Below are 24,127 nucleotides of genomic sequence, written 5' to 3'. Positions count from 1 at the left end.
AAACATTGAAACCGGTACATGGTCTATTAGTCATGGCTTACGGTACGCCATATAAAGAAGAGGACATCGAACGATATTACACGCATATTCGCCATGGGAGAAAGCCTCCCCAAGAACAAATTGACGATTTGAAAGCGCGGTACAGAGCGATTGGCGGCATTTCTCCTCTTGCGAAAATGACAAAAAAACAAGCGGAGGCTCTTGTCAATCGTCTAAACGAAGTACAAGATGAAGTGGAATATAAATTATATATCGGATTAAAGCATATTGAACCATTCATTGAAGATGCCGTTGAACAAATGGTCAAGGACGGCATTCGGGAAGCAGTTTCCATTGTATTGGCTCCTCACTTTTCAACGTTTTCGATCAAGTCCTATAACGGCAGGGCCAAAGAAGCTGCCGAAAAATTGGGCGGCACTTTAAACATCACTTCAGTGGAATCCTGGTATGACGAGCCGAAATTTATCGAATATTGGTCACAAGCCATCCTTGCAGAATTTGAAAAGATGACAGAAGAAGAACGGGAAAAGGCTTGCGTAATTGTTTCCAACCACTCTTTGCCTGAAAAAATCAAACAGCTGGGCGATCCTTACGAAGAACAATTGATTGAAACGGCCCGTTTGATTCAAGAAAAAACAGGATTGCCGAATGTCGAAGTAGGATGGCAATCAGCCGGCCAAACACCTGAACCATGGCTTGGTCCGGATGTACAGGATTTAACCCGGGAGCTTTATGAGAAAAAAGGTTACCGTTCGTTCGTCTATGCGCCAGTCGGATTTGTAACGGAACATTTGGAAGTATTGTATGACAACGATATTGAATGTAAAGCTGTGTGCGATGAGTTGGGCGCTGGATACTATCGGCCACCAATGCCGAATACTCATCCGTTGTTTATCGATGCAATGATTGATGCCATTTTTAAAAAGCTGGAAAAATGATAGAGAGTGATGATGAGGGTGACGAATCGAAAAAAAATTGCTGTGATTGGCGGCGGTATTACTGGGTTGACAGCAGCGTTTTATTTGGAAAAGAGCGCACGGGATCATCGTTTGCCGTTGGATGTGGTGCTGATTGAATCTTCTTTGCGATTGGGCGGTAAAATCCAGACGTTGAGAAAAGATGGGTTTATTATTGAACGGGGTCCGGAATCTTTTATCGATCATGACGACAGCATGACCGAGCTGACTGAACATTTGGGCATACAAGATGAAGTGGTAAGCAATAACAGAGGCCAAACATATATAGCTGTCGGAACACATCTGTATCCGATACCCAATGGAATTTTGTTTGGAGGTGCGCCTATTGTCACCTCATTATTAACTTCCGGGATTGTTTCATTAAGCGGAAAGGTTCGTGCTGCCGGGGATTTATTCTTGCCTAAAACAAAAGAAGAAAAGGATGAACCGATCGGGGACTTTTTCCGGCGCCGTTTTGGAAAAGAAGTAGTCGAAAATTTAGTGGAGCCTCTGCTTGCAGGAACTTTTGCAGGAGACATCGACCGGTTGAGCATACAATCCATGTTTCCTGAAATTTATGAAATGGAAAAGCAATACCGCAGCTTGATTTATGGAATGAAAAAATCCCATTTTTCCTTGTTTAATCAAGTGAAGGGTTACCAGACATTCAAAAACGGCTTGGAAACGCTGGTTGAAAAAATCGAGGAATGTCTGCCGTCCAAAACGATTCTAAAAGGCGTAAAAGTGGAATCGATTGACCGGCTGCAGGATGGCACGATGCAAATTTATTTTAATAACATTGCCCCTCTAAAATGCGATGCGGTCATCGTAACAACGACATTAAATCAAGCGAAAAATATGTTTGCCCATTACGGGATATTCCATGAGATTCCGGACATGAATTATGCGACGATCGCAACGGTAACGATGGCATTTGAAAAAATGGAAAATGGAAATTATCAAGATGCAATCAGCTTCTATTTTTCCAGAAACAGCGACATTTCCATTACAACTTGTACATGGAGCAACCATAAGTGGAATAATGTGGCGCCGGATGGATATGATTTGATTCGGACATATATTGGACGTGTCGGGGATGAAGCCATCGTTGAATTGTCCGATGCGGATATAGAAAAAACGGTGCTCCATGATTTGGAGAAATCGATTGGCATTAAACAAAAACCAAAATTTACGATTGTATCCCGTTGGAAACAATCCATGCCGCAATATACGGTCGGCCATGAAAAACGTTTGGAGAAAATGAAGGAAATACTGAAAAAGGAATTTCCTTATGTCAAATTGGCAGGCAGTTCTTATGAAGGCATTAGTGTTCCGGATTGTGTAACACAAGGCAAGCAGGCCGCAGAGGAAATCATATCCGAATTGTTTCATATTCATAAAAAATATTTATTAACATGATCTGCAGGCGGGTGAGACCGGAGATTTGATTGTTGTCAAACGGAAATTCTTAAAATGTTTCGAACGGACGCTGCACGTCATCAACCCTCGCTCATCATTTCAGATAATATAGTGGATGAATATATTTGCATGGCTGCTTTCGAATGGTCAATGAAAATTGACGTTCGCAGCAGCTTTTTTTATTTCGGAAATGCATAGGATGGGGGGATGTGCCCGAGGGGAGAGTTTATGTGCCCGAGAAGAGGGATTAAGTGCCCGAGGCAGAAAGTTATGTGCCCGAGTGGACTTCTGACCTGCCCAAGCTGGAGGAGTAAACGCCCAAGCACGGGACAAATGCCTAAGGGATTTTAAATGCCCAAGAGGGGGAATGGCTACCTGAGGGAAGAAGAACAGCCCGCATAAGCGGATTTGAAAATATAAAAAATTGTAATGATTGTCAAATTTATTTCATCAAAACTTCACACTTTTTCACTACACTATAGAATTAGGGGTGATTATTTGAAAAAATGGGTAGCCTTTTTGTTTTTATGCACCATTTGGATATTGCATGGTTGCAATGACGAAGAATTTCAACAGATTAATCAGCACCAGTCTTTTGTTGCATCAGTAAACATTTTAGAGCCTTCAGTGGATTTTTTTGATTCGGATGGCGAACGGATTGCAACGTGGAAGTTTGAGAAAGCATATACTGGTGCCGCTTTGATCCCGTATGACCGCCTCGTGCTTTACGGCCATCAATTGGACGAGGTTGATATATATGAACTGTCTACCGGAAAACTGATACAGTCCATTGAAACGGGGACCGGTACGACGAATGTCCATTACGACAAAAAAGAAAAACTGCTGTTTGTGGCAAACAGTGAATCGAATACGGTCGCAAGTTTCAATGAACAAGGAGAAAAACAGGGGGAAATCCGTCTAAAGGATTATCCGATGTCAATGGATAGCCACGACGGAAAGTTATATGTCGTCAATTATAAAGCTCCGGTGCTGTCAGTAGTTGACATAAAATCCATGTCCCTTGTTGATGAATGGAACATCGATAAATCATCCAGCGGTCTATTGATTGTAAAAGAAACCAACACCCTTTGGGTAGGCGGGCACGGCTCCGGAAGCCGGCCGAATCAAAAAGTCAAAGTGCTGGATTTGGATAATGGACAGGTCATTCAGGAAATACAAGCTTCACAAATGCCTGTAGGTTTTTCTAAAAAAGGGGACATCATTTACGTCACCAACCACGGCTCGAACGAATTGTTTGCTTTTGACCTCAATGGCAAGATGTTGTGGAGGAAAGAGGTGGGGGCCAATCCATTCGCTGTAGCCGTTTTTAAAGATAATGTCATAGTAGCCGGTTTTGATGATAATCAGATTTATATTCTGGAAAACGGTGAAATTAAACGAAAGATTTCAACTCAATCCGGACCGTTCCAGTTACTGGTGAGGGAGGTATAAACATGCCGACAGTGTTAATTGTAGATGATGAACAAGATATGAGAAATTTGATTGAAGTCATGCTTTCCAAATCAGATTTCGAAACCATCGCTGTTGCCAGCGGGAAAGAGGCATATCCGGTGATTGAAAGAAAAGAGGCTGATATTGTCCTCTTGGATGTCATGATGCCCGGCGAAGACGGATTTGAAGTTTGCGAAAAAATTCGAAAAATCTCGTCCATTCCGATCATTTTCTTGACAGCCAGGGATGGCAATGAAGATAAAGTAAAAGGGTTGACGATCGGAGGAGATGATTATATCGTGAAACCTTTCACCGCCAGTGAATTGATTGCCAGAATACAGGCGGTGTTAAGAAGAGCCGGAGTGAACAACCAAAAGATGCTTGAACGGGGTGTCATCAAGCTGGATGAAGCTTCACGGAAAGTGTATGTCAACAATCAGAATGTCACTCTGACACTAAAAGAATTCGACTTGCTGCAATTATTCATGAGAAATCCGAATACAGTCTTTTCCCGTGAACAGCTGTTGGAAAAGATTTGGGAAATGGATTATGATGGAGGAACCCGGACAGTCGATACCCATATTAAGACATTGCGGCTAAAATTAGGGAAAGTTTCAAAGGAGGCAAGCGAGTACATCCAAACTGTATGGGGGATTGGATATCGCTTTGATCAGGTATGAGAAAGTTTGCGACAAAAATTTGGGTTTTAATCATCGCGTATTTAATGCTGACGATCGCGTTCATGTATATATTCGCCGATTTTCTTTATGAAAAGTTTTATGTGGAAGATACAAAAAGCGAGATGATCGAAATCGGCGAAAACCTCCAATCCAAATATTCCGGAGGCAAAGTGACCGATGAGTACGTAGAGTTGGTCGAATCCTTTAATTATTATTCCAATTACGATGTTTTTGCCGTCCGAAACCCTCGCGAACTCAGTGCATGCGTCCCGTTTGAAATCGATTATAAAACCCTGATCGGTCCTGACGAGCGGCGGGTATTATTAAATGGAGAAAATATCACAAAAATTGGCTATGAAGAGCGGTTCAAGCGGGAAGTCGTATCCGTGATTTTGCCGCTGGTGGATCAGAATCGATTGGAAGGAATTATCTATATTTATTATCCTTTAGCAAAAATTACTGAATTAGCAAGAACGGAAGTGGCTATATTTATAGGTGGAGGGGTGCTTTTCTCCTTTCTCATCGCGATTTTGGTTTATCAAAGCCTGAAGCGGATTATGCGTCCGCTGAACGATTTGCATAGGGCAGTAGAACAAATGACGGAAGGGGATTATAGCGCGAGGGTAGAAGTTGCTTCAAAAGACGAAATCGGTTTGTTGTCGGAAGCTTTTAACCATATGGCCGAATCCATTCAGCGGGAAGATGAAAAACAAAAAGCGTTCCTGGCCACCGTTTCCCATGAATTAAGGACGCCGATCAGCTATATCAAAGGATATAGCGAGGCGATCCAAAGTCAATTGGTTGAAGGGAAAGAACAGACTGAAGCCCTTGAACTGATTCATCGGGAAGCGATCCGGATGGAACGGTTGACAAATGAATTGCTGCAGCTTGTCAGAAAAGAGAAAGAGGAAATTGAAATGCTTCCGATCGTCCTTTCCGAAACGATCCGCGAATCGGTCAAACTGTTGGAAGGACAAGGGGACAAAAAACATATTCACATTGTGCAAAACTTGGATGAAAATATTATCGTCCTTGGTGATGAAAAAAAATTAAAGCAAATATTTATCAACATCATCGAGAATGCGATCCGCTATTCCGATGAAAATGCAAAAGTGACGATTAATAGTTACGTGTCTGACCGGCGTGCCGTTATTGAAATTCAAGATGAAGGGATTGGCATCCCTGAAGAAGATCTCCCTCACATCACGGAACGATTTTACCGGGTAAACAAGGCGAGAAGCCGTTCCGACGGCGGAGCAGGTCTAGGATTATCGATTGTGAAACAATTGGTAAAAATGCATAATGGAACACTTTCCATTAAAAGCGCAGTAGGTGAGGGGACACAGGTTACCATAACATTACCGATAATGGAGGAAGAGTAAAATGAAAAAATGGTTGATTACTTTGTTGGCTGTACCTTTATTGCTGATTGGCTGCAATAATACGGAACAAAAATCGGAAATCGATACGAATGAAGATCCTGCCGATATAGCTTCATTGGAAGTGAAAGTTGAGATTTTGACTCCGGATCAGGTGGAAGTCGGAAAACCTGTAGAACTAGCCGCCCATGTAACACAAAACAATGAAAATGTGGAAGATGCGGATGCAGTGCAATTTGAAGTTTGGGAATCCGGATTGCGTGAACAGGGTGTCATGATTGATGCTGAACATGCAGGAGATGGCGTATATAAAGCTGAATTTACTTTCAATCATGACGGCGTGTATTATATGTATGCCCACACAACAGCAAGAGGGCTGCACGTCATGCCGAAAAAACAGATTGTCGCAGGAAATCCGGATATGAGCAAAGTGCTTCCGGAAAAAGATACATCGAAAGAAGATGCCGAAAAAATGCAGCTTGATAATCAAGAAAATACGGAATCTCACGATGAAACACATTAAAACAGCAAAAAATCCTCAAAGTTCGCGACTTTGAGGATTTTTTGCGTTTGTAAGCGATTGTATGTTGTCATGTGTTAAGCGATTTAATAGTAAGTTCATTTTCAGGTTTAAAGCGATTCACCGAATATTATTACGACCATTAGTGGGAGCTGCATTTTTCGCATGTGTTTGTATAGCATTCACTTTGCTCTTCAATTTTTTCTCCGCACTTTACACAGACTTTGTCTGGCAAGTTTTTGAAGAATTCAACGATATTTTCTAACATGGGGGACCTCCTTAAGGACTAACTGTTTTATAATACCTGTTTGTATTTGTAATTGTATTATAACAGTTTAGAATAGTCAATAAGGAATTTGCCCATTTTTAAAAACGGGATGTGAACATTTTGTGAATGAAGATGAAAAAATCGCAAAATCAAATTGGAAGAGGGCGTTTGAATGACCGTTATTGTATTTTTGTTAAAATAGAATTAGATGTTCCGTTAAGGGGGAAAGCATATTGGAAGGTACGCGAATCTATATCATTGAAGATGATTATAAAATTGCTACATTATTGGCCGAAAATCTAAAAAAATATCAATACGAAGTGGAGATTGTGAAAAACTTTGACGAGATTGTGGAGGAGTGTCTCGCCTTTTCTCCGCATTTAATATTGCTTGATATAAATTTGCCTTCTTATGATGGGTACTATTGGTGCAGACAGTTAAGACAGTACACAAAATGCCCGATTATTTTTATTTCCGCGCGTTCGGGAGAGATGGATCAGATTTTTGCGTTGGAAAACGGCGGGGATGATTTTATTACAAAACCGTTCAATTATGAAATTGTGTTGGCAAAAATCAAAAGCCATTTAAGAAGATCCTATGGAGAGTATTCATCGAGACAGGAAGAGAGAACCGTCCAATTGGGGCAATTGACGCTCTACTTGGAGCGGATGGAGCTGCATGTAAGAAATGTGGAAATCCCTTTGCAGAAAAAAGAATGCGCCATTTTAAATTTGTTAATGAGGGAGGCGCCGAAAGTGGTGTCCCGGGAAAAACTTCTGGAAGAGCTTTGGGATGACCAGGCGTTTGTCGATGAAAATACATTGAATGTCAACATGACCCGTGTGCGGAAAAAACTTGCCGAATACGGGGTGCAGTCCGTTATTGAAACCGTTCGCGGAGCCGGTTATCGATTCGTTTTAAGTTCGGAGGAAAAATAGTTATGGGGTTAAAGCTGTTTTTTAAAGAACACCTTTCCTTTATCATTTTTGAGCTGATCGTGGTGTTGTTCATATTATCCTTATATTGGCTGGACGGTTTCCGGAACGTGGATACCGCGGTGTATTCCATCGTCATCAGCATGATTCTTATTTTTTCGTTTCTTGCGGTCCGTTTCGCGTTCCGAAGAAATTTTTTGCAAAGAATTTCAAATTTGCCGCAAACCATGGACGACGCCCTTCAAAAGAATGCCAAGACGCCCGAGCATCTTCAGACAGAAGCGTATTTGCAGGAATTATATCGTCTTTATCAAAACGAAGTTCAGAACCTTTATGCAAAGCAGGATCGGCAAGAAAAGTTTTTAAACCAATGGATTCACCAAATGAAAACGCCCATTTCCGTGCTGGAACTCCTGTTGCAGGAAGAAGAGATTGACAGGACGAGCATCCAGGAAGAAGTGGACCGGTTAAAAAGAGGCATCGAAATGGTATTGATGAATGCGCGGATAGAGAAGTTCGAAGAGGATATGCAAATTGATGAAGTCCGATTGAAAGAGATTGTGACCGCAACAATTAATGACAATAAACGTTTATTTATAACAAACCATGTTTTTCCGGTCATTGATATAGACCCTGAAGTGACGGTGACAACGGATTCGAAATGGCTGAAATTTATGTTTACTCAATTTATTACGAACGCTGTAAAATATACATTTGAGCCGAATAAAAAGGTGAAAATATTTGTTGAAAAAAACGAATCGAAAACCGTTTTATGCGTGGAGGATGAAGGAATCGGAATTCCGAAATCCGATTTGGCAAGGGTAACAAAACCGTTCTTTACGGGGGAAAATGGAAGGAGAACCGGAGAATCTACCGGCATGGGCCTATATTTGGCGAAGGAAATCTGCGAGAAACTGGGCCACCGGCTAGAGATTGAGTCGGAAGTCGGAAAAGGAACGTTGGTAAAAGTGATTTTTTAATTAATAAAGCATGAACGAAACGGCGAACATTTATTAAAAAAGAGGGAACATTTATGGCAATTTTGGAAGTCGTTGATGTCACAAAAGTTTATGAAGGAAAGGTTACCAACCGTGCTTTGAACCAATTGAGCTTTGAGGTGGAAAAAGGTGAATTTTTGGCTGTCATGGGACCCAGCGGCAGCGGGAAAACCACTTTGCTGAACATCATTTCCACCATCGATAAGCCGACATCCGGTGAAATTATTTTTAATGGGACAAATCCGCATCTTTTTAATAAGACGGAGCTTGCCTACTTCAGAAGACGCGAACTCGGTTTTATTTTCCAGGACTTTAACTTGCTTCCGATGCTGACGGTGGAAGAAAATATTGTGTTGCCGCTTACCCTCGACAACCAGCCGGTTTCTTTGATGGAAGAGCGGGTAAAAGTATTGGCCGAAAAGTTGGGGCTTTCTGGCGTATTGCATAAAAGGCCTGACGAGTTATCCGGGGGACAAGCGCAAAGGGTGGCGATTGCAAGGGCGCTGATTCATGAACCTGCCATCATTTTGGCGGATGAACCGACTGGAAATCTGGATTCCCATAACTCCAGGGAAGTGCTGGAATTGTTAAGTAAAATCAACAAAGAAAGAAATGCAACCATCATTATGGTCACCCATGACCCGATTGCCGCAAGCTTTTGCGACCGGGTATTGTTTATCAAAGACGGCGAATATTTTAATGAAATTTATCGGGACGACCGGAGACAAACATTTTTCCAACGCATCTTGAACGTGTTGAGTTTGTTGGGGGGAAGAGTCGGTGACCTTTCATCAATTCGCTTACCGTAACGTCATACGCAATTTCCGGATTTATGCGGCGTTTTTTATGGCGAGTTTCTTTTCGGTCTTTGTGTTTTTTATTTATTCGATGCTCATGTTTCATCCTGAAATCGAGAATGGCCATCTGGGGAAAGTGCCGATTGGCGGCATGGTCATCGCTGAAATGATTTTGGTTTTGTTTTCATGGTTTTTTATTTTCTATTCCATGAAAGCATTTTTGGAGTCGAGGGCGAAAGAATTTGCCATTTTGATTCATCTTGGGATGGAGAAGCGGCAGCTTGCGAAGCTGATTTTTATGGAAACGATGCTGATTGGAAGCCTTTCAATCGCTTTTGGTATTATTTTTGGATATGCATTTTCGAAATTCTTTTTTATGATTGTCCGGGAAATTTTAATGCTGAATGAGCTGCCGTTATATTTCCGGTGGGAGCCGTTTATTTTAACGATTGTCGTTTATTTTAGCGCCTTTGTGATCATTTCGGTGATCAGCGTCAATTTTTCCCCTGAACGGAAAATCATCGATTTATTGAAATGGTATCAATATGCGGATGTGAACGATCGGTTTTCCAAAAAGCGGGCGGTTATGGCCGTTGTTTTGTTAGGAATTGCCTATATTTTGGCATTGCTGACGAACAGGGTGAACTTTTATCCGTTTGTTGTGCTGCTTCCGGTCCTCATTACAATCGGTACATATTTTTTCTTTACAGATACTGCCCAATGCATTGTGCAATGGATGAAGAAACGGAAGCACTACTATTGGAGAAAATCAAAAATGTTATCCATCGCGGAACAGACATTTATTTTAAAAAACAACGGAAAAATGTATTTTGTTGTGACGATGGTTTCCGCGGCTGCTTTTTTATGTATCGGGTTGTTGGCCGCTTTATCATCCTATACATCCCAGTACGACAAATTAAATCCCTTGGGGCTGATCTACAAGGGCCATATTGATAATCCCTATGAGAAACAACATATCACGTCCATAGTGAATGAACTGGAACAGAAGGGACTTTCCTATCATTTGACCCGCTTTGAAGTGAAAAAGCAGACTTCTTCTTTCACCAATTACGAAGTGGAAGTGTTTCGGGAATCCGACATCAACAGTTTGCTGTTCTCTTATGGTTATCCGATGGTGCAATTGGAAAGCGGGGAAGGGATGTTTATTCCCTATTCCGAAGAATCCATTAAAAAGCTGTCCAAAAGGACGGTGCATACGGTATTAAAGGAAAACAACGTGCCGATCACCATTGACCGGGTATATCCGAAAGTCATCTTTCCAAGTTCGATCGTCAGTCCCAACTCCATCATCATCAGTGATGAAGATTTTTTGCGCCTAAAAAATCCATATAGCGGTTATCCGAGGGTGGAACCGGGATATCATTTATTTGCGTTTGATATACCACAATGGCTGGAAGCGCAGAATGTGGGGCTGGATATCTACCGGCAGGTGCAGAAAGAATATGAAAAGAACCGATATGGGCTGCCATTTTATTTTGAGAATGCGGGGTTGAATTATTCGTATGTTTTATCCATGTATTCATTATTTACATTGGTAGGATTGTTGGTTGCCGGGGTATTTTTGCTTGCTGCCGGAAGTTTCATTTACTTTAAAATCCATACCAATTTGGATTCGGAAAAACGGAAATTCGATGTGCTGAAGCGGATGGGGATTACGGATGGAGAAATCAAACGGCTTGTTTCAGCCCAGCTGTTTCCGCAGTTTTTTCTTCCGTGGGGAGTGGCAATGGTTCACAGCATATTCGCCTTTTTGGCTTTGCAAAATTTATTAAAGGATATTGCCAATATCTCGATTGTAAAGGAAATCGTTTTTGCATTTTCCTTCTTGATTTTATTGCAGATCATTTATTTCTATTTAATCCGCTGGAGATTTATCGCCCATGTGAAAAATTGATTTTTTAAAAAAGATGCCGTAAAAAAGCGGCAATTCGGCAGTGGAAGGCGCGTTTCCAGCCGGGAGTGACAGAATGAGGGGAAACAAGTACAATGAATGTAAAACGAAAATGGACAGGGAAAGAGGGAAGAAGCAATGAAAAAAATGAATGTGGAGAGTTTTAACTTGGATCATACAAAAGTAAAGGCCCCTTATGTCCGTTTGGCCGGCGTTATCGAAGGGAAAAATGGCGATGTGGTGCGCAAATATGACATCCGTTTCAAGCAGCCGAACAAGGAGCATATGGAAATGCCTGCCCTTCATTCTCTTGAGCATTTGATGGCCGAACATATCCGCAATCATACCAATCAAGTGGTGGATTTAAGCCCAATGGGATGCCAAACGGGATTTTACCTCACCATGATTAACCACGATGATTATGAGGAAGTATTGGATATTTTGGAAAAAACTCTTCGGGATGTATTGAATGCGACGGAAGTTCCTGCATGCAATGAAGTGCAATGCGGATGGGCGGCAAACCACAGTTTGGAAGGGGCAAAACAATTGGCGAAAGAAATGCTTGAAAAACGCAATGAATGGCCGATAGTTTTTGCGGAATAATAAATTTTTGAATGTATCATCTTTTTAAAGATGATACATTTTTTATAATTCAACATTAGTCAAAAATACTTTATAATTTAAAAAATATTTTTGGGACTTTTCAACGATTTTTTTTGAATGAATGGATTGGATATTATTGTAATAGGAATTCAAAGATTATGTAAAGAGCGAGGAAATCATGGTGGAAGTATTTGTAGGAAGGCAACCCATCTTTAACAGGAATGAAGACGTGGTGGCATATGAACTGTTATACAGGAGAAGTGAAACGAATCGCTTTGAACAAGTAGACTCGAATAGCGCCACAATCGAAGTGTTGAAAAATTCGGTGTTTTCCATTGGCATGCAAGAATTGACGAATGGATTGCCCGGTTTTATCAATTTTACGGAAAAATTATTGATGAGCGACCTTTTTGATGTTATCCAGCCTTCCACTTTTGTAATTGAAATATTGGAAGATGTGCCGATTACAGATAAATTGGTTTATCGGATCATTGAATTGAGAAATCGTGGATTTATCATCGCGCTGGACGATTTTGTTTTACAAAAGCCCATAGATTATTACAACGTCTTATTTTCCCACGTCGACATTATAAAAATCGATTTTTTAAACACTCCGAAAGAAGATCGGCTGATCATTGAAGAGCGGGTAAAAAAAATCTTCCCCCACATCCAATTGTTGGCGGAAAAAGTGGAAAACCGCCAGCAGTTCGAGGAAGCGAAAGGGGCAGAATATTCGCTGTTCCAGGGATATTTTTTTGAACAGCCGCAAGTCATCAAATCTTCCGATATCCCGATGAATACGCTGCATTATTTCCAACTCATGAGCATTTTAAAAGAGGAAGATTCCAATATTCAGGAAATTGCCGAAAAGATTGAACAAAATGTTTCATTGACATATAAATTGCTCCGGTTGATCAACAACATTTCGAATAAAAGAATGAAAGTGCGCTCGATTAAACAGGCGATTATGATGGTCGGGCTGATTGAACTTAGAAAATATTTGTATTTATTGGCAATCAATGAAGGACGTTTGGAAGAGCCGTCCAATGTCGATCTTGAATTGATGCGGACCTCCATTTTGCGGGCAAAGATTTGCGAGTTGCTCGCGAAAAAAACAAAAAAGGAAAATTATCCAGAATATTATTTGGCCGGAATGTTCTCGCTGATTGATGCCATTTTGCAAAGGCCGATCCATGTCATTGTCCAGCAATTGCCCTTCTCCAAAGAAGTTATTGAAACCATTTGCGGCAAGGAAACAGAAATGACCATCTACTTGCAATTAAGCATCGCCCTGACAAAAATTGATTTGGACCGGGCAACAAAATTGGCCAAAGAATTGGGGATTCAAACGAAAGAATTAGTACATATCTACGATAAGGCGATAGAATATACAAAAAGATCGTTATAGTCAAAACAAATCCTATTCATCGGAGGATGATGAATAGGATTTGTTTATTGGAGCACAATATTTATGCATTTGCTTTTCACTCCACCGCGGAAATCATATTAAAATAATTTTTGGACGGTTTTTATTAATTGTGAACACGTTTTCACAAAGAATTCATAAAAATGAAACAAATGCTGGAATCGTTGATAATGCTGAATTTTCCTGTATTCTCAACGCTTTGGGGAAGGAACCAAATGTTTCTTTCTCGATTGATTTTGCTATAATGAAGTTGTATTGCATATTTTTACTATCTTTTTGGAGGGGTTCAAGAAATGAAAAAAGCATGGTTAGCACTACTATTCGGATCTGCACTAATGCTTGGTGCCTGCGGTGGTGGAAATGACAATGCATCTGACGACGCCGGTAAAAGCGATGGCGGGGACAAAGGCGAACAACTTGTCATGAAAAACTGCACATCTTGCCATGGCCAAAACTTGGAAGGAATGGGCAATACTCCTGCATTAAATGATGTAGGTTCCAGATTGTCTGAACAAGAAATTTTGGACATCATCAACAATGGTAGAAATGCCATGCCTAAAGGATTGCTTCAAGGCGAAGATGCCGAAGCTGCTGCAAAATGGCTGGCTCAGCAAAAATAATTTTCAAAATTAAAGCGTTTACATGTTCCATGAAAGGAGACGTTGAAGGCACGTCTCCTTTTTTATTTGGGTTAAGTATACTATAATGCTAAAATAAATACATATGAGAAAAAGGTGGGAGAATCGGATGGCGCAAGTAACGACAAAAGATGTGATGGAAAAATTCAATTTAAAGCTTGTCAGCGGACATGAAGGGATAGGCCGTTATATTACGACGAGCGATATTTCAAGGCCCGGTCTGGAGATGGCCGGATATTTCACCCATTATCCTGCCGACCGAGTGCAATTGATTGGAAGAACGGAACTGTCCTTTTTTGAAATGCTCCCTCCGGATTTAAAGCGGGAACGGATGTTGAAATTATGTTCTCAGGAAACTCCGGCAATCATCATTTCGCGGAATATGGAAGTGCCGCAGGAATTAATTGAAGCTTCCAATAAAAACAATGTGCCGGTGCTTGTCACATCCATGAAAACGACAAGATTTTCAAGCAGGCTCACCAACTATTTGGAAAGTAAACTGGCACCATCGACAGCGGTGCATGGAGTGTTGGTGGACGTTTACGGCATTGGTGTGCTGATCATCGGGAAAAGCGGTGTGGGGAAAAGCGAGACCGCTTTGGAATTGATTAAAAAAGGACATCGGCTCGTCGCGGATGATTGTGTGGAAATCCGCCAAGAAGGAGAGAATTTATTAATTGGAAGTCCGCCTCCTCTGCTTGAGCACTTATTGGAGATCCGGGGAATCGGCATCATTAATATTATGACTTTGTTTGGAGCCAGTGCGGTCCGCCCTTATAAACGGATTACATTGGTGGTGGAGCTGGAAAACTGGGATCCGGACAAAACGTACGACCGGTTGGGGCTGGATGAAGAAAAAATGAAAATCATCGATACGGAAGTGACCAAATTGACCATTCCGGTCCGCCCTGGACGAAACGTCTCCGTCCTTATTGAAGTGGCGGCGATGAATTATCGCCTGAAAAAGATCGGCATTAATCCAGCCCTCGAATTTTCCAGAAGGTTGGACGAAGTGATTGCAATGCAAGATGAAATTGATGAATATTAATGTAAGAAAGATTATGGAAATTGAGAGGAGTTCCTATGGAAAGTATTTTGTTAGCGATTGATCCGGTTGCCTTCAATATTGGTCCCATCACTGTGCGATGGTATGGAATTATCATAGTGACAGGCATTATTATCGGTTATTTTGCGGCACAGGCCGAAGGGAAAAAACGGGGATTGCCGGAAGATTTTTTTGGCGACTTATTGCTTTGGGCGCTGCCGATTTCCATCATTTGCGCCCGCCTTTACTATGTCATTATGAGATGGGATTATTATGGTGCCAATCCAGGGAAAATTATTGAAATATGGAATGGCGGAATTGCCATTCACGGGGCATTATTTGGAGCGGTTTTAACTGCGTATATATTCTGCCGGGTGAAAAAAGTAAGCTTTTTGAAAGTGGCGGATATTACGGCTCCAAGCATCCTGATCGGCCAAATCATTGGGCGCTGGGGAAATTTCATGAATCAGGAGGCTTATGGCGGTCCGGTTTCCCGCGGATTTCTTGAAAATTTATTCTTGCCGGATTGGATTATCGAGCAAATGTATATTCACGATTTGGGCACATATGTCCATCCTACCTTTTTATATGAATCAGTATGGAACTTTGTCGGACTTATCATTCTGCTAATATTCAGAAGAGCCAATTTGCATCGGGGAGAAATTTTCTTCTCTTATTTGATTTGGTATTCCATCGGCCGTTTTTTTATTGAATCTTTGAGAACCGACAGCCTGTATTTGTTCGGCGATTTGCGATCTGCGCAAGTTGTTTCGGTCACATTAATCATTATCGGCTTTGTTTCAATATTTTACCGCCGATGGAAGGTTCGTCCGGTTGTCCGGTATTTAGATGAGTAGAAAGGAAAATGGAAATGTCTACGTTAAAAAAGGGGATTATTGCAGGCGGCCAGACTGCCTGGTCTTTAAGCAAGGTCATTTTTCCCATTACTTTCTTGGTCACCATATTACAATTCACACCGGTTTTGCCATGGCTGATCGACTTAATTGCACCTTTGATGGGAATACTTGGACTGGGCGGTGAAGCTGCCATCCCGCTTGTTTTGGGTAACTTTTTGAATTTATACGCGGCGATTGCCGGGATTTTGTCGGTTGAACTCACCGTCAAAGAAGTATTTATACTTGCTGTCATGCTCTCGTTCTCCCATAACATTTTTATTGAAACCGGTGTTGCATTAAAGACGGGGGTAAAGCTTTGGATTATCCTTGCCGTAAGATTTGGTTTGGCGATCCTTTCCGCCATCGTAATCCGTTTTCTGTGGAATGGCGGAGGGGAAATTGCCCAATATGGGCTGGTTCCTGCACAAACCCCTGATCCGGATGGCTGGGGAGGAATCCTGCTTTTGGGATTGGAGAAAGCAGGGTTAGGTATATTGCAATTGTTAATCATTGTCATTCCATTAATGATTGTCGTCCAATATTTGAGGGACTATCTTTTTTTAGATAAATTATCAGATATTCTTGCCCCGGTGACGAAAGTGATCGGTGTACAGCCGAATGCAGCGATGACGCTGGTTGCCGGATTATTCATCGGTTTGGCCTATGGCGCTGGTGTCATGATTCAATCAGTCAAGGAAGACGGGGTCAGCAAAAAAGACGCTACGCTGTGCTTCATCTTCCTAGTTGCCTGCCACGCGGTGATTGAGGATACGCTCATTTTCGCACCGTTAGGGGTTCCAATCCTGTATTTATTATTAATTAGACTTTTGACAGCATTTGCTCTGACAATGGTAGTTGCATTTATTTGGAATAAAGCAGAATTGAAGGAAATGAACAGGGAAGTGTTTCAGTCGGAATGAAAGCATTATTGTTTGATTTTGATGGCACATTACTGAATACGAATGAATTGATTATACGCACATTTATGCACGTTTTAAACGAAAGATTTCCCGGGCAATATTCGCCAAAAGATTGCATCAAATTCATTGGTCCGTCTTTAAAAGAGACGTTTGAGCAAATTGCGCCAAATGAAGCTGATGAGTTGATCGCGAAATATCGACAATTTAATCATGCCTATCACGATCTTTACGTAAAAGAATTCGACGGCGTCAACGAGACATTGGAGCAGCTTAAACGGGAGGGCCATAAATTGGCAATCGTTTCAACGAAAAAAAAGGAAACGATTGAACGCGGGCTTAAATACATGAAAGCCGAACATTACTTTGACTTCTGGATCGGATTGGAAGATGTGAAAAAGGTAAAGCCGGATCCGGAGCCGGTGTTGTTGGCGTTGGATCGGTTGAAGGTGCCAAAAGAAAAAACGTTGATGATCGGGGACAATTACCATGATATTTTGGCCGGTAAAAACGCGGGAGTCAAAACGGCCGGGGTTGCATGGTCGATTAAAGGGGAACATTATTTAAAACAGTTCAATCCGGATTTTATGCTGCATCACATGTCCGATTTATTAACAATCGTGAAGGGGTTGTAATATGCGGAGAACTGAAACGTATAAAGTTCAAGGAGGCGCAAACTCTTTATGGCATGTATATAAAACGGTGCCGTTTTGGAAAGTTGTGAAATGTTTTGTTTTTATTCAAATCGGCAGGATTACTCCGTTCATGGGGTTAAAAAATTGGTTGTACCGGACATTTTTGAAAATGAAGATCGGGAAGAAAACCTCCCTGGCGTTAATGGTCATGCCGGATACGATGTTTCCCGAGCGCATTTCGATCGGGGATAATACGATTATCGGCTATAATACGACCATTTTGGCCCATGAATATCTGATTGATGAATATCGGCTTGGCGATGTGAAAATTGGAAACGGAGTTATGATAGGAGCGAATTCAACGATTTTGCCGGGGGTGGAAATCGGTGATGGCGCGATTGTTTCCGCCGCCACTTTGGTGAATAAGGATGTACCTGCCGGGGCCATGGTGGGGGGCAACCCGATGCGCATCATTTATACGGCGGAAGAAATGGCTGAACGGAAAAAGAAGAGGGACAAGGCTGTTTAGAAAGGTTTCTAAACAGCTTTTTTTATATGTTCATACAGCGTTATGAATAATTCCATATTCCGGAAGATATTTTGCGTATTCACCGATTTTGCGGATTACTTAAAAAAATTGACGGATTCTAAAGCGTTCCTGAAGATAATTCGAGTTAAAATGTAGATAGGAAAAGGGTTGTTGCAAATGCATAAAAAGGACGCAAAAATAAAAAATTTTCCTAACAATATTGTTTATGAATTGACTAATTTTTGATAGTTCGATACAATGCTTTCATATACTAATTCTCTAACTCTCTAACACTCTAATATATTAAAGTATATTAATAGGATGTGTGAATATGTCAGCAATCAAAAAGTTCGAAAAACCTATAGGAATGAGAGACACGTTCCCCGGAATTTATGAGAAAATTGAAAGAGCAAAGCGAATCGGCCGTGAAGTTTTCCGTTCTCGGGGATTTGATTTCATTGAAACGCCCACTTTGGAATATTACGATACGGTCGGAAAGGCATCGGCGATATCGGACGCATCTTTATTCAAATTGGTCGACAGTCAAGGAAATACCTTAGTTTTGCGTCCGGATATGACAACTCCTATTACGAGGGTTGCAACTTCTAAATTATTAAAGGAAAAAATTCCGCTACGCCTGGCTTATGCCGCCAATGTGTTCCGCGCGCAGCAAATGGAAGGGGGAAGACCGGCGGAATTTGGCCAAATGGGCATTGAAATCATCGGCGACAAGACCGTTTTCGCCGATGCGGAAGTGCTCATTACAGCGATTGAATTAATGAAGGAATTTGGCATCGAATCATTTAAATTGACCATCGGCCATGCGGGCGTATTGCATGATATTTTAAATGATTATACCGATCATGAAGAACAGCGGGAAATTTTGCGGACTCTGCTTGTCGAACGCAATTATGTGGGATTTGAAGAAGCGGTGCATGAATTTGGTTTGCCGGCGACGAAAGCGAATGCCCTTCTCGAGTTCATCAGTGAGGCGACAAATTTGGCTTCCATTGAAGACATGGAAAAATATGTACGGAAAAACGATGGAATCGAATATATGAAACAACTGTCCAAATTGATTAATGCCTATGGACTTTCCCAATATGTTTCCTTCGATTTCACCCTTTCAAGCCATATGAATTATTATACGGGCATGTTATTTGAAATTTTCGCTTCCGGAAGCGGCTTCCCTTTAGGAAACGGCGGCCGGTATGATGGTTTGTTGCATCTGTTTGGAAGCGATGTAGGGGCGACAGGTTTCAGCATCCGCATCGATCGGCTTCTTGAAGTGCTGCCGAAAGAAGAATTGAAGGAAGAAACGGTTTGCGTACTGTTTGATGATGAAGATTTCATTAAGGCGTTGGAACTCGCATCAACGTTAAGACGGCAGGGAGCCCGAGTAACAGTCCAATCAAAGCGGGGGTTAATCAACAAAGAAGCATTTACCAAACTATTTAGTCGTGTTGTCGATTTGAGCCAGGAGGAAACGCAATGAGTAGTGAATTAACGATTGCCATGCCGAAAGGGCGCATTTTTGAAGAAGCTTATCAAATGTTGATCGAGGCAGGATTCAAGCTGCCGGAAGAGGTGGAAATGTCCCGGAAGCTGATGATCGAAATTCCGGAGGAGAACATCCGCTTTATTTTGGCGAAGCCGATGGACGTTCCGGTTTATGTGGAACATGGGGTTGCGGACATCGGCATTGCCGGGAAAGATGTTTTAATGGAGCAGCAGCGGAATGTCCATGAATTATTGGATTTAAAAATAAGCAAATGCCATATTGCTTCGGCAGGACTGCCGAATACCGAAATGGACGAAATTGCTCCGCGCATCGCAACGAAATATCCGAACATCGCAATGAATTATTACAAAGGCATCGGGGAGCAGGTGGAAATCATCGAATTAAACGGTTCTGTTGAACTTGCCCCGATGATCGGCCTTGCCGACCGCATTGTGGACATTGTTTCAACGGGAAGAACATTAAAGGAAAACGGATTGGTGGAGTATGAGCATATTGCCGATGTCTCTTCGCGCCTGATCGCCAATCCGGTAAGCTACCGGATGAAAAATGAGCGCATTCAGGAAATTGTATCCCGGTTAAAGAAAGTCGTGAAATAGAGGGAAGGTTGACATATGAAAATTTCAAAGTTGACAACTAACATTTCATTAAAAAGAGAGCTCGAAAGCGGGAATGAAGAACAGCTGAAAACGGTTCGCCAAGTGATTGCGGACGTGCGCGAAAATGGGGATGCGGCCGTCCGAAAATACACGGAAATGTGGGATGGGGTCTCCCTCGAGGATTTCCGCGTGACAGAAGAAGAAATCAATGAAGCCCTCCAAAATTTCGATCCGCAATTGAAAAAGGATTTGGAAGAAGCGGCGGACAATATCCGCAACTATCATGAAGCGCAGAAAAGGGAAGGCTATACCTTGCCTTTGGCTCACGGTTCCTATCTTGCCCAGCGGATTATTCCGCTGGATTCCGTAGGTTTGTATGTGCCGGGAGGATCTGCCGCCTATCCTTCTTCGGTTTTGATGAATGTCATTCCTGCCCAAGTGGCGGGAGTAAAACGCATTGTGATCACTTCCCCTTGCGGTAAAGACGGCAAACTCCCCCCTGCAGTGCTGGTATGCGCAAGCATTTTAGGGGTGAATGAAATTTATAAAATCGGCGGTGCCCAGGCCATTGCGGCACTCGCCTATGGAACGGAAACCATCGCTCCTGTCGATAAAATCACAGGTCCTGGAAACATTTTTGTGGCCCTTGCCAAACGGGAAGTGTTTGGACAAGTGGCGATTGATATGATTGCCGGGCCGAGTGAAATTTGCATCTTGGCCGATGACACTGCCTATCCTGATGAAATAGCGGCCGATTTATTGAGCCAGGCTGAACATGACAAGCGGGCATGCGCCATTTTAATAACTACAAGCGAAAAGCTTGCAAAAGCCGTGAGCGAACAAGTGGAAGAACAGCTGAAACAACTTCCTAGGGAAGAAATTGCAAGAGCATCCATTGAAAACTTCGGCCATATTTATATTGCGGAAAATATGGATCAGGCGGTGGAAGCGGTCAATACCCTTGCGCCGGAACACTTGGAAATTGTCGCTGAAAATGCGGAGAAAGTCAGCGAGGGCATCCGTCATGCTGGGGCCATTTTCCTTGGACGATACAGTTCGGAACCGGTCGGGGATTATTTTGCCGGCCCGAACCACGTATTGCCGACAAACAGCACGGCGCGTTTTGCAAGCGGATTAAATGTGGATGATTTTATAAAGAAAACAAATATCGTTTATTACTCGGAAAAAACATGGGAAGAAAACGCCCCAAAAATTGCAAGACTGGCCCGCATGGAAGGATTGGAAGGACATGCGCGGGCGGTTGAATCGCGAGGCTGGAAGAAAGGGGAAAATTAAATGACGGCGACAAGAAAACGTTTTGCTCAAATTGAGCGGACAACAAAAGAAACCCAAATCAAAGTGGAATTTCATTTGGATGGGGAAGGAAATGCCGAGGTCAATACAGGCGTCCCTTTTATGGACCATATGCTCGATTTATTTATGAAACATGGTTTGTTTGACGGAAAAATTTTGGCGAACGGAGATACCCATATTGATGATCACCACACAACTGAAGATCTTGGCATTGTTTTGGGACAGGCAGTAAGGGAAGCATTGGGAGATAAACGAGGTATCCGAAGATATGGGAATGCCTTTGTTCCGATGGATGATGCCTTGGCCCAGGTTGTTGTGGATTGTTCCAACCGGCCCCATCTGGAATATCGTGTAGCGCCTGAGCTGAAACCGAAAGTAGGAACTTTTGACACGGAACTGGTGCATGAGTTTTTATGGAAATTTGCGTTGGAAGCGCGGATGAACGTGCATGTCATCGTTCCATATGGCCACAATACGCACCATATTATCGAAGCAATCTTTAAAGCCCTTGCCCGCGCGATTGATGATGCGGTACAAATCGATCCACGGGTTAAAGGAGTACCTTCAACGAAAGGAATACTCGCATGAAAATCGGCGTCATTGATTATGGAATGGGAAATTTGTTCAGTGTCACTCAGGCGTTAAAAAAATTGAATGCGGAAGTCATCGTTTCTTCCAATCCGGAAGAGTTAAGGGAGGCGGATGCCCTCATTTTGCCGGGCGTAGGCGCTTTTCCCGATGCGATGAAGAAATTGCGGGAAACCGGATTGGACCAGTACATCCGAAACGAAGTGGAAAACGGTAAACCGCTTCTCGGCATCTGCCTGGGCATGCAACTGTTGTTTGAAGAAAGTGAAGAGGTAACCCCAACAAAGGGATTCGGCTTTTTTAAAGGAAAAGTGGTCCGCTTCTCCGGCATATCAGAGAAAGGCGAAAAATATAGAGTGCCCCATATGGGATGGAACTCATTGACGTTTCACTCCATTCCGAAATGGCTGGAAGGGGAAGAATTGCCTGAAGACCGGTATGTTTACTTTGTCCATTCCTATTATGCCAACACCGGCTCCCCACAAGTGGTGGCAACCGCCGATTATTTTGGCGTTCCCGTTCCCGGAATCGTTCAAAATGGCAATGTATGCGGCATGCAATTCCACCCTGAAAAATCAGGAGAATTTGGCGTATATCTGTTGAAAAAGTGGCTGCAAGGGGTGAAATAGATGTTGACGAAAAGAATCATACCTTGTTTGGATGTGAAAGACGGAAGGGTCGTGAAAGGGATACAGTTTGTCGGCCTCCGGGACGCAGGGGATCCGGTGGAACTCGCAAAATATTATGATGAGCAGGGAGCGGATGAACTCGTATTTTTAGATATTTCCGCATCCTATGAAGGCAGAAAGACGATGATTGATGTCGTCAGAAAAACCGCTTCGGAAATTTCCATTCCCTTTACGGTGGGCGGAGGCATCCGCACATTGGAAGATATGAAACGGATTTTGCGTGCCGGAGCGGACAAAGTATCGGTCAATACATCCGCCATCGAAAGGCCGGAATTAATCAAAGAAGGAGCGGATTTTTTCGGATCCCAATGCATAGTGGTGGCCATTGATGCGCGGTACAGCGACGAAGATGGCACATGGATGGTTTATACCCATGGCGGCCGAAACAAAACCGGATGGACGACAGTGGAGTGGGCAAAAAAAGCCGTGGAGCTTGGCGCCGGGGAAATCCTGCTTACAAGCATGAATCAAGATGGGGAAAAAACCGGCTATGATTTGGAGTTGACGAAAGCTGTCCGGGATGCGGTCACAGTGCCGGTGATTGCCAGCGGAGGAGCAGGAACGAAGGAACACTTCAGGGAAGTATTGCAGGACGTTGATGCGGATGCAGCCCTTGCCGCCTCAATTTTCCACTACAAAGAAACAAGCGTGCCTGAAGTAAAGGCCTATTTACGTGAAAAAGGAGTTTGTGTCAGATGATTGAAATCGAAAGTTTAAAATTTGATGAAAAAGGTTTAATCCCTGCCGTTGTACAAGATGCGCGCACTAAAGAGGTTTTAACGGTTGCGTACATGAATAAAGAATCATTAAATAAAACAATCGAAACAGGCGAGACATGGTTCTATTCCCGTTCACGCAATGAACTTTGGCATAAAGGGGAAACAAGCGGAAATACACAAAAAGTCGTATCCATCACAACCGACTGCGATCAGGATGCCCTGGTGGTCGAAGTGGTTCCGGCTGGCCCTGCTTGCCATAAAGGCACAACTTCCTGCTTTACGGAAAAAATTCTTGAAAACGAAAAAGTGGGCAGTGTCGGCATTATTCCGGAACTGGTGGAAATCATAAAAAAACGCGAAGAAGAAATGCCAGAGGGCGCGTATACGACTTATTTATTTACGGAAGGCATCGATAAAATCTGCAAAAAAGTCGGAGAGGAAGCGACGGAAGTCGTAATTGGCGCAAAAAACCGGAATCCGGAAGAAGTGAAATGGGAAGCGGCCGATTTGCTTTATCATTTGCTCGTTTTATTGCAAGAACAAAAAGTGAGCGTATACGATGTTCTGGGAGTGCTTGTGGAACGCCATCAGCAAAAAAGAAAGAGCACGAAAAATACAAAATAAATTCATCATTGAAAACGCTATTTGCAATGACGATTGCAAGAAATATGATATAATAAGGTGTATTCATCAA

General features: G+C 42.5%; 26 protein-coding genes. 25 read left to right on the top strand and 1 reads right to left on the bottom strand.

Going from position 1 to position 24,127, the window contains the following annotated elements; all coding sequences use genetic code 11:
* Positions 1-5 precede the first annotated feature (5 nt).
* The 6 genes from hemH to NST62_RS10105 all read left to right on the top strand — a co-directional run bounded on the left by hemH (position 6) and on the right by NST62_RS10105 (position 6,409).
* Positions 6-938, top strand: coding sequence for a ferrochelatase (hemH, locus tag NST62_RS10130; RefSeq protein WP_141602296.1), 933 nt, complete (start codon positions 6-8; stop codon positions 936-938).
* Positions 939-950: 12 nt separating this feature from the next.
* Positions 951-2,375: a protoporphyrinogen oxidase gene (gene hemY / locus NST62_RS10125; protein ID WP_342463290.1), complete on the top strand. Its 1,425-nt coding sequence runs from the start codon at positions 951-953 to the stop codon at positions 2,373-2,375.
* Between the two features lie 498 nt (positions 2,376-2,873).
* Positions 2,874-3,827 (top strand): YncE family protein, encoded by a 954-nt coding sequence (locus tag NST62_RS10120; protein ID WP_141602294.1) that lies wholly within the window; start codon positions 2,874-2,876, stop codon positions 3,825-3,827.
* A gap of 2 nt (positions 3,828-3,829) precedes the next feature.
* Complete coding sequence (locus tag NST62_RS10115; RefSeq protein WP_141602293.1) at positions 3,830-4,507, top strand: response regulator transcription factor; 678 nt, start codon at positions 3,830-3,832, stop codon at positions 4,505-4,507.
* The gene (locus tag NST62_RS10110) at positions 4,504-5,889 is read left to right on the top strand and encodes a HAMP domain-containing sensor histidine kinase (protein WP_141602292.1); all 1,386 of its coding nucleotides are present in this window, start codon (positions 4,504-4,506) and stop codon (positions 5,887-5,889) included. The genes NST62_RS10115 and NST62_RS10110 overlap by 4 nt, the downstream gene beginning before the upstream one ends.
* 1 nt (position 5,890) lies before the next feature.
* Positions 5,891-6,409 carry a FixH family protein gene (locus NST62_RS10105; protein WP_141602291.1) on the top strand — a complete coding sequence of 173 codons (519 nt, stop codon included), beginning with the start codon at positions 5,891-5,893 and terminating at the stop codon, positions 6,407-6,409.
* Positions 6,410-6,548: 139 nt separating this feature from the next.
* On the opposite strand, the gene yhfH is transcribed toward NST62_RS10105, so the two are convergent.
* Positions 6,549-6,674 carry a protein YhfH gene (yhfH, locus tag NST62_RS10100; protein WP_141602290.1) on the bottom strand — a complete coding sequence of 42 codons (126 nt, stop codon included), beginning with the start codon at positions 6,672-6,674 and terminating at the stop codon, positions 6,549-6,551.
* Between the two features lie 233 nt (positions 6,675-6,907).
* Between yhfH and NST62_RS10095 the strand changes: the two genes are divergently transcribed.
* The 19 genes from NST62_RS10095 (at position 6,908) to hisIE (ending at position 24,057) form a co-directional block, all read left to right on the top strand.
* Complete coding sequence (locus NST62_RS10095) at positions 6,908-7,612, top strand: response regulator transcription factor (RefSeq protein ID WP_141602289.1); 705 nt, start codon at positions 6,908-6,910, stop codon at positions 7,610-7,612.
* 2 nt (positions 7,613-7,614) lie between these two features.
* Entirely contained in the window at positions 7,615-8,589 is a 975-nt protein-coding gene (locus NST62_RS10090; protein ID WP_141602288.1) for a sensor histidine kinase, read from the top strand.
* A gap of 53 nt (positions 8,590-8,642) precedes the next feature.
* The gene (locus NST62_RS10085) at positions 8,643-9,416 is read left to right on the top strand and encodes an ABC transporter ATP-binding protein (RefSeq protein WP_141602287.1); all 774 of its coding nucleotides are present in this window, start codon (positions 8,643-8,645) and stop codon (positions 9,414-9,416) included.
* The gene (locus tag NST62_RS10080; RefSeq protein ID WP_141602286.1) at positions 9,388-11,319 is read left to right on the top strand and encodes an ABC transporter permease; all 1,932 of its coding nucleotides are present in this window, start codon (positions 9,388-9,390) and stop codon (positions 11,317-11,319) included. Before NST62_RS10085 ends, NST62_RS10080 begins: the two co-directional genes overlap by 29 nt.
* 135 nt (positions 11,320-11,454) lie before the next feature.
* A complete protein-coding gene (locus tag NST62_RS10075; protein ID WP_141602285.1) occupies positions 11,455-11,919 on the top strand; it encodes an S-ribosylhomocysteine lyase in 465 nt (154 codons plus the stop codon).
* A gap of 178 nt (positions 11,920-12,097) precedes the next feature.
* The gene (locus NST62_RS10070; protein WP_246045850.1) at positions 12,098-13,327 is read left to right on the top strand and encodes an HDOD domain-containing protein; all 1,230 of its coding nucleotides are present in this window, start codon (positions 12,098-12,100) and stop codon (positions 13,325-13,327) included.
* A 311-nt stretch (positions 13,328-13,638) separates the two neighbouring features.
* On the top strand, positions 13,639-13,965 hold the full coding sequence (gene cccB / locus NST62_RS10065) for a cytochrome c551 (RefSeq protein ID WP_342462849.1): 327 nt from the start codon (positions 13,639-13,641) through the stop codon (positions 13,963-13,965).
* A 127-nt stretch (positions 13,966-14,092) separates the two neighbouring features.
* Entirely contained in the window at positions 14,093-15,031 is a 939-nt protein-coding gene (gene hprK, locus NST62_RS10060; RefSeq protein ID WP_141602283.1) for an HPr(Ser) kinase/phosphatase, read from the top strand.
* Positions 15,032-15,066: 35 nt separating this feature from the next.
* Positions 15,067-15,885 (top strand): prolipoprotein diacylglyceryl transferase, encoded by an 819-nt coding sequence (gene lgt, locus NST62_RS10055; RefSeq protein WP_342462848.1) that lies wholly within the window; start codon positions 15,067-15,069, stop codon positions 15,883-15,885.
* Between the two features lie 14 nt (positions 15,886-15,899).
* Positions 15,900-16,844, top strand: coding sequence for a nucleoside recognition domain-containing protein (locus tag NST62_RS10050; protein WP_141602281.1), 945 nt, complete (start codon positions 15,900-15,902; stop codon positions 16,842-16,844).
* Complete coding sequence (ppaX, locus tag NST62_RS10045; protein WP_141602280.1) at positions 16,841-17,476, top strand: pyrophosphatase PpaX; 636 nt, start codon at positions 16,841-16,843, stop codon at positions 17,474-17,476. Before NST62_RS10050 ends, ppaX begins: the two co-directional genes overlap by 4 nt.
* Position 17,477: 1 nt before the next feature.
* Positions 17,478-18,005 carry an acyltransferase gene (locus tag NST62_RS10040; RefSeq protein WP_141602279.1) on the top strand — a complete coding sequence of 176 codons (528 nt, stop codon included), beginning with the start codon at positions 17,478-17,480 and terminating at the stop codon, positions 18,003-18,005.
* A 331-nt stretch (positions 18,006-18,336) separates the two neighbouring features.
* A complete protein-coding gene (locus NST62_RS10035; protein WP_141602278.1) occupies positions 18,337-19,500 on the top strand; it encodes an ATP phosphoribosyltransferase regulatory subunit in 1,164 nt (387 codons plus the stop codon).
* Entirely contained in the window at positions 19,497-20,123 is a 627-nt protein-coding gene (hisG, locus tag NST62_RS10030; RefSeq protein ID WP_141602277.1) for an ATP phosphoribosyltransferase, read from the top strand. The genes NST62_RS10035 and hisG overlap by 4 nt, the downstream gene beginning before the upstream one ends.
* Positions 20,124-20,138: 15 nt before the next feature.
* Positions 20,139-21,419, top strand: a complete 1,281-nt coding sequence (hisD, locus tag NST62_RS10025) for a histidinol dehydrogenase (protein ID WP_141602276.1) — start codon at positions 20,139-20,141, stop codon at positions 21,417-21,419.
* The gene (gene hisB / locus NST62_RS10020) at positions 21,420-22,025 is read left to right on the top strand and encodes an imidazoleglycerol-phosphate dehydratase HisB (protein WP_342462847.1); all 606 of its coding nucleotides are present in this window, start codon (positions 21,420-21,422) and stop codon (positions 22,023-22,025) included.
* Entirely contained in the window at positions 22,022-22,654 is a 633-nt protein-coding gene (gene hisH, locus NST62_RS10015; protein ID WP_342462846.1) for an imidazole glycerol phosphate synthase subunit HisH, read from the top strand. Before hisB ends, hisH begins: the two co-directional genes overlap by 4 nt.
* Entirely contained in the window at positions 22,655-23,413 is a 759-nt protein-coding gene (gene hisF / locus NST62_RS10010) for an imidazole glycerol phosphate synthase subunit HisF (protein ID WP_141602273.1), read from the top strand.
* Positions 23,410-24,057, top strand: coding sequence for a bifunctional phosphoribosyl-AMP cyclohydrolase/phosphoribosyl-ATP diphosphatase HisIE (gene hisIE, locus NST62_RS10005; protein ID WP_141602272.1), 648 nt, complete (start codon positions 23,410-23,412; stop codon positions 24,055-24,057). Before hisF ends, hisIE begins: the two co-directional genes overlap by 4 nt.
* Positions 24,058-24,127: the final 70 nt, after the last annotated feature.

It is taken from the genome of Ureibacillus sp. FSL K6-8385, assembly GCF_038593155.1.
GTDB classification, from domain to species: Bacteria; Bacillota; Bacilli; order Bacillales_A; family Planococcaceae; genus Ureibacillus; species Ureibacillus terrenus.
The sequence above is the reverse complement of the archived record's forward strand: the minus strand, read 5'-3'. Positions and strand labels throughout refer to the sequence as shown.

Coding starts and splice junctions, on each gene's coding strand:
- hemY (WP_342463290.1), top strand. CDS start 951: ATGAGGGTGACGAATCGAAAAAAAATTGCTGTGATTGGCGGCGGTATT.
- NST62_RS10115 (WP_141602293.1), top strand. CDS start 3,830: ATGCCGACAGTGTTAATTGTAGATGATGAACAAGATATGAGAAATTTG.
- NST62_RS10110 (WP_141602292.1), top strand. CDS start 4,504: ATGAGAAAGTTTGCGACAAAAATTTGGGTTTTAATCATCGCGTATTTA.
- NST62_RS10105 (WP_141602291.1), top strand. CDS start 5,891: ATGAAAAAATGGTTGATTACTTTGTTGGCTGTACCTTTATTGCTGATT.
- yhfH (WP_141602290.1), bottom strand. CDS start 6,674: ATGTTAGAAAATATCGTTGAATTCTTCAAAAACTTGCCAGACAAAGTC.
- NST62_RS10090 (WP_141602288.1), top strand. CDS start 7,615: ATGGGGTTAAAGCTGTTTTTTAAAGAACACCTTTCCTTTATCATTTTT.
- NST62_RS10085 (WP_141602287.1), top strand. CDS start 8,643: ATGGCAATTTTGGAAGTCGTTGATGTCACAAAAGTTTATGAAGGAAAG.
- NST62_RS10075 (WP_141602285.1), top strand. CDS start 11,455: ATGAAAAAAATGAATGTGGAGAGTTTTAACTTGGATCATACAAAAGTA.
- NST62_RS10070 (WP_246045850.1), top strand. CDS start 12,098: ATGGTGGAAGTATTTGTAGGAAGGCAACCCATCTTTAACAGGAATGAA.
- cccB (WP_342462849.1), top strand. CDS start 13,639: ATGAAAAAAGCATGGTTAGCACTACTATTCGGATCTGCACTAATGCTT.
- hprK (WP_141602283.1), top strand. CDS start 14,093: ATGGCGCAAGTAACGACAAAAGATGTGATGGAAAAATTCAATTTAAAG.
- lgt (WP_342462848.1), top strand. CDS start 15,067: ATGGAAAGTATTTTGTTAGCGATTGATCCGGTTGCCTTCAATATTGGT.
- NST62_RS10050 (WP_141602281.1), top strand. CDS start 15,900: ATGTCTACGTTAAAAAAGGGGATTATTGCAGGCGGCCAGACTGCCTGG.
- ppaX (WP_141602280.1), top strand. CDS start 16,841: ATGAAAGCATTATTGTTTGATTTTGATGGCACATTACTGAATACGAAT.
- NST62_RS10040 (WP_141602279.1), top strand. CDS start 17,478: ATGCGGAGAACTGAAACGTATAAAGTTCAAGGAGGCGCAAACTCTTTA.
- NST62_RS10035 (WP_141602278.1), top strand. CDS start 18,337: ATGTCAGCAATCAAAAAGTTCGAAAAACCTATAGGAATGAGAGACACG.
- hisG (WP_141602277.1), top strand. CDS start 19,497: ATGAGTAGTGAATTAACGATTGCCATGCCGAAAGGGCGCATTTTTGAA.
- hisD (WP_141602276.1), top strand. CDS start 20,139: ATGAAAATTTCAAAGTTGACAACTAACATTTCATTAAAAAGAGAGCTC.
- hisB (WP_342462847.1), top strand. CDS start 21,420: ATGACGGCGACAAGAAAACGTTTTGCTCAAATTGAGCGGACAACAAAA.
- hisH (WP_342462846.1), top strand. CDS start 22,022: ATGAAAATCGGCGTCATTGATTATGGAATGGGAAATTTGTTCAGTGTC.
- hisF (WP_141602273.1), top strand. CDS start 22,655: ATGTTGACGAAAAGAATCATACCTTGTTTGGATGTGAAAGACGGAAGG.
- hisIE (WP_141602272.1), top strand. CDS start 23,410: ATGATTGAAATCGAAAGTTTAAAATTTGATGAAAAAGGTTTAATCCCT.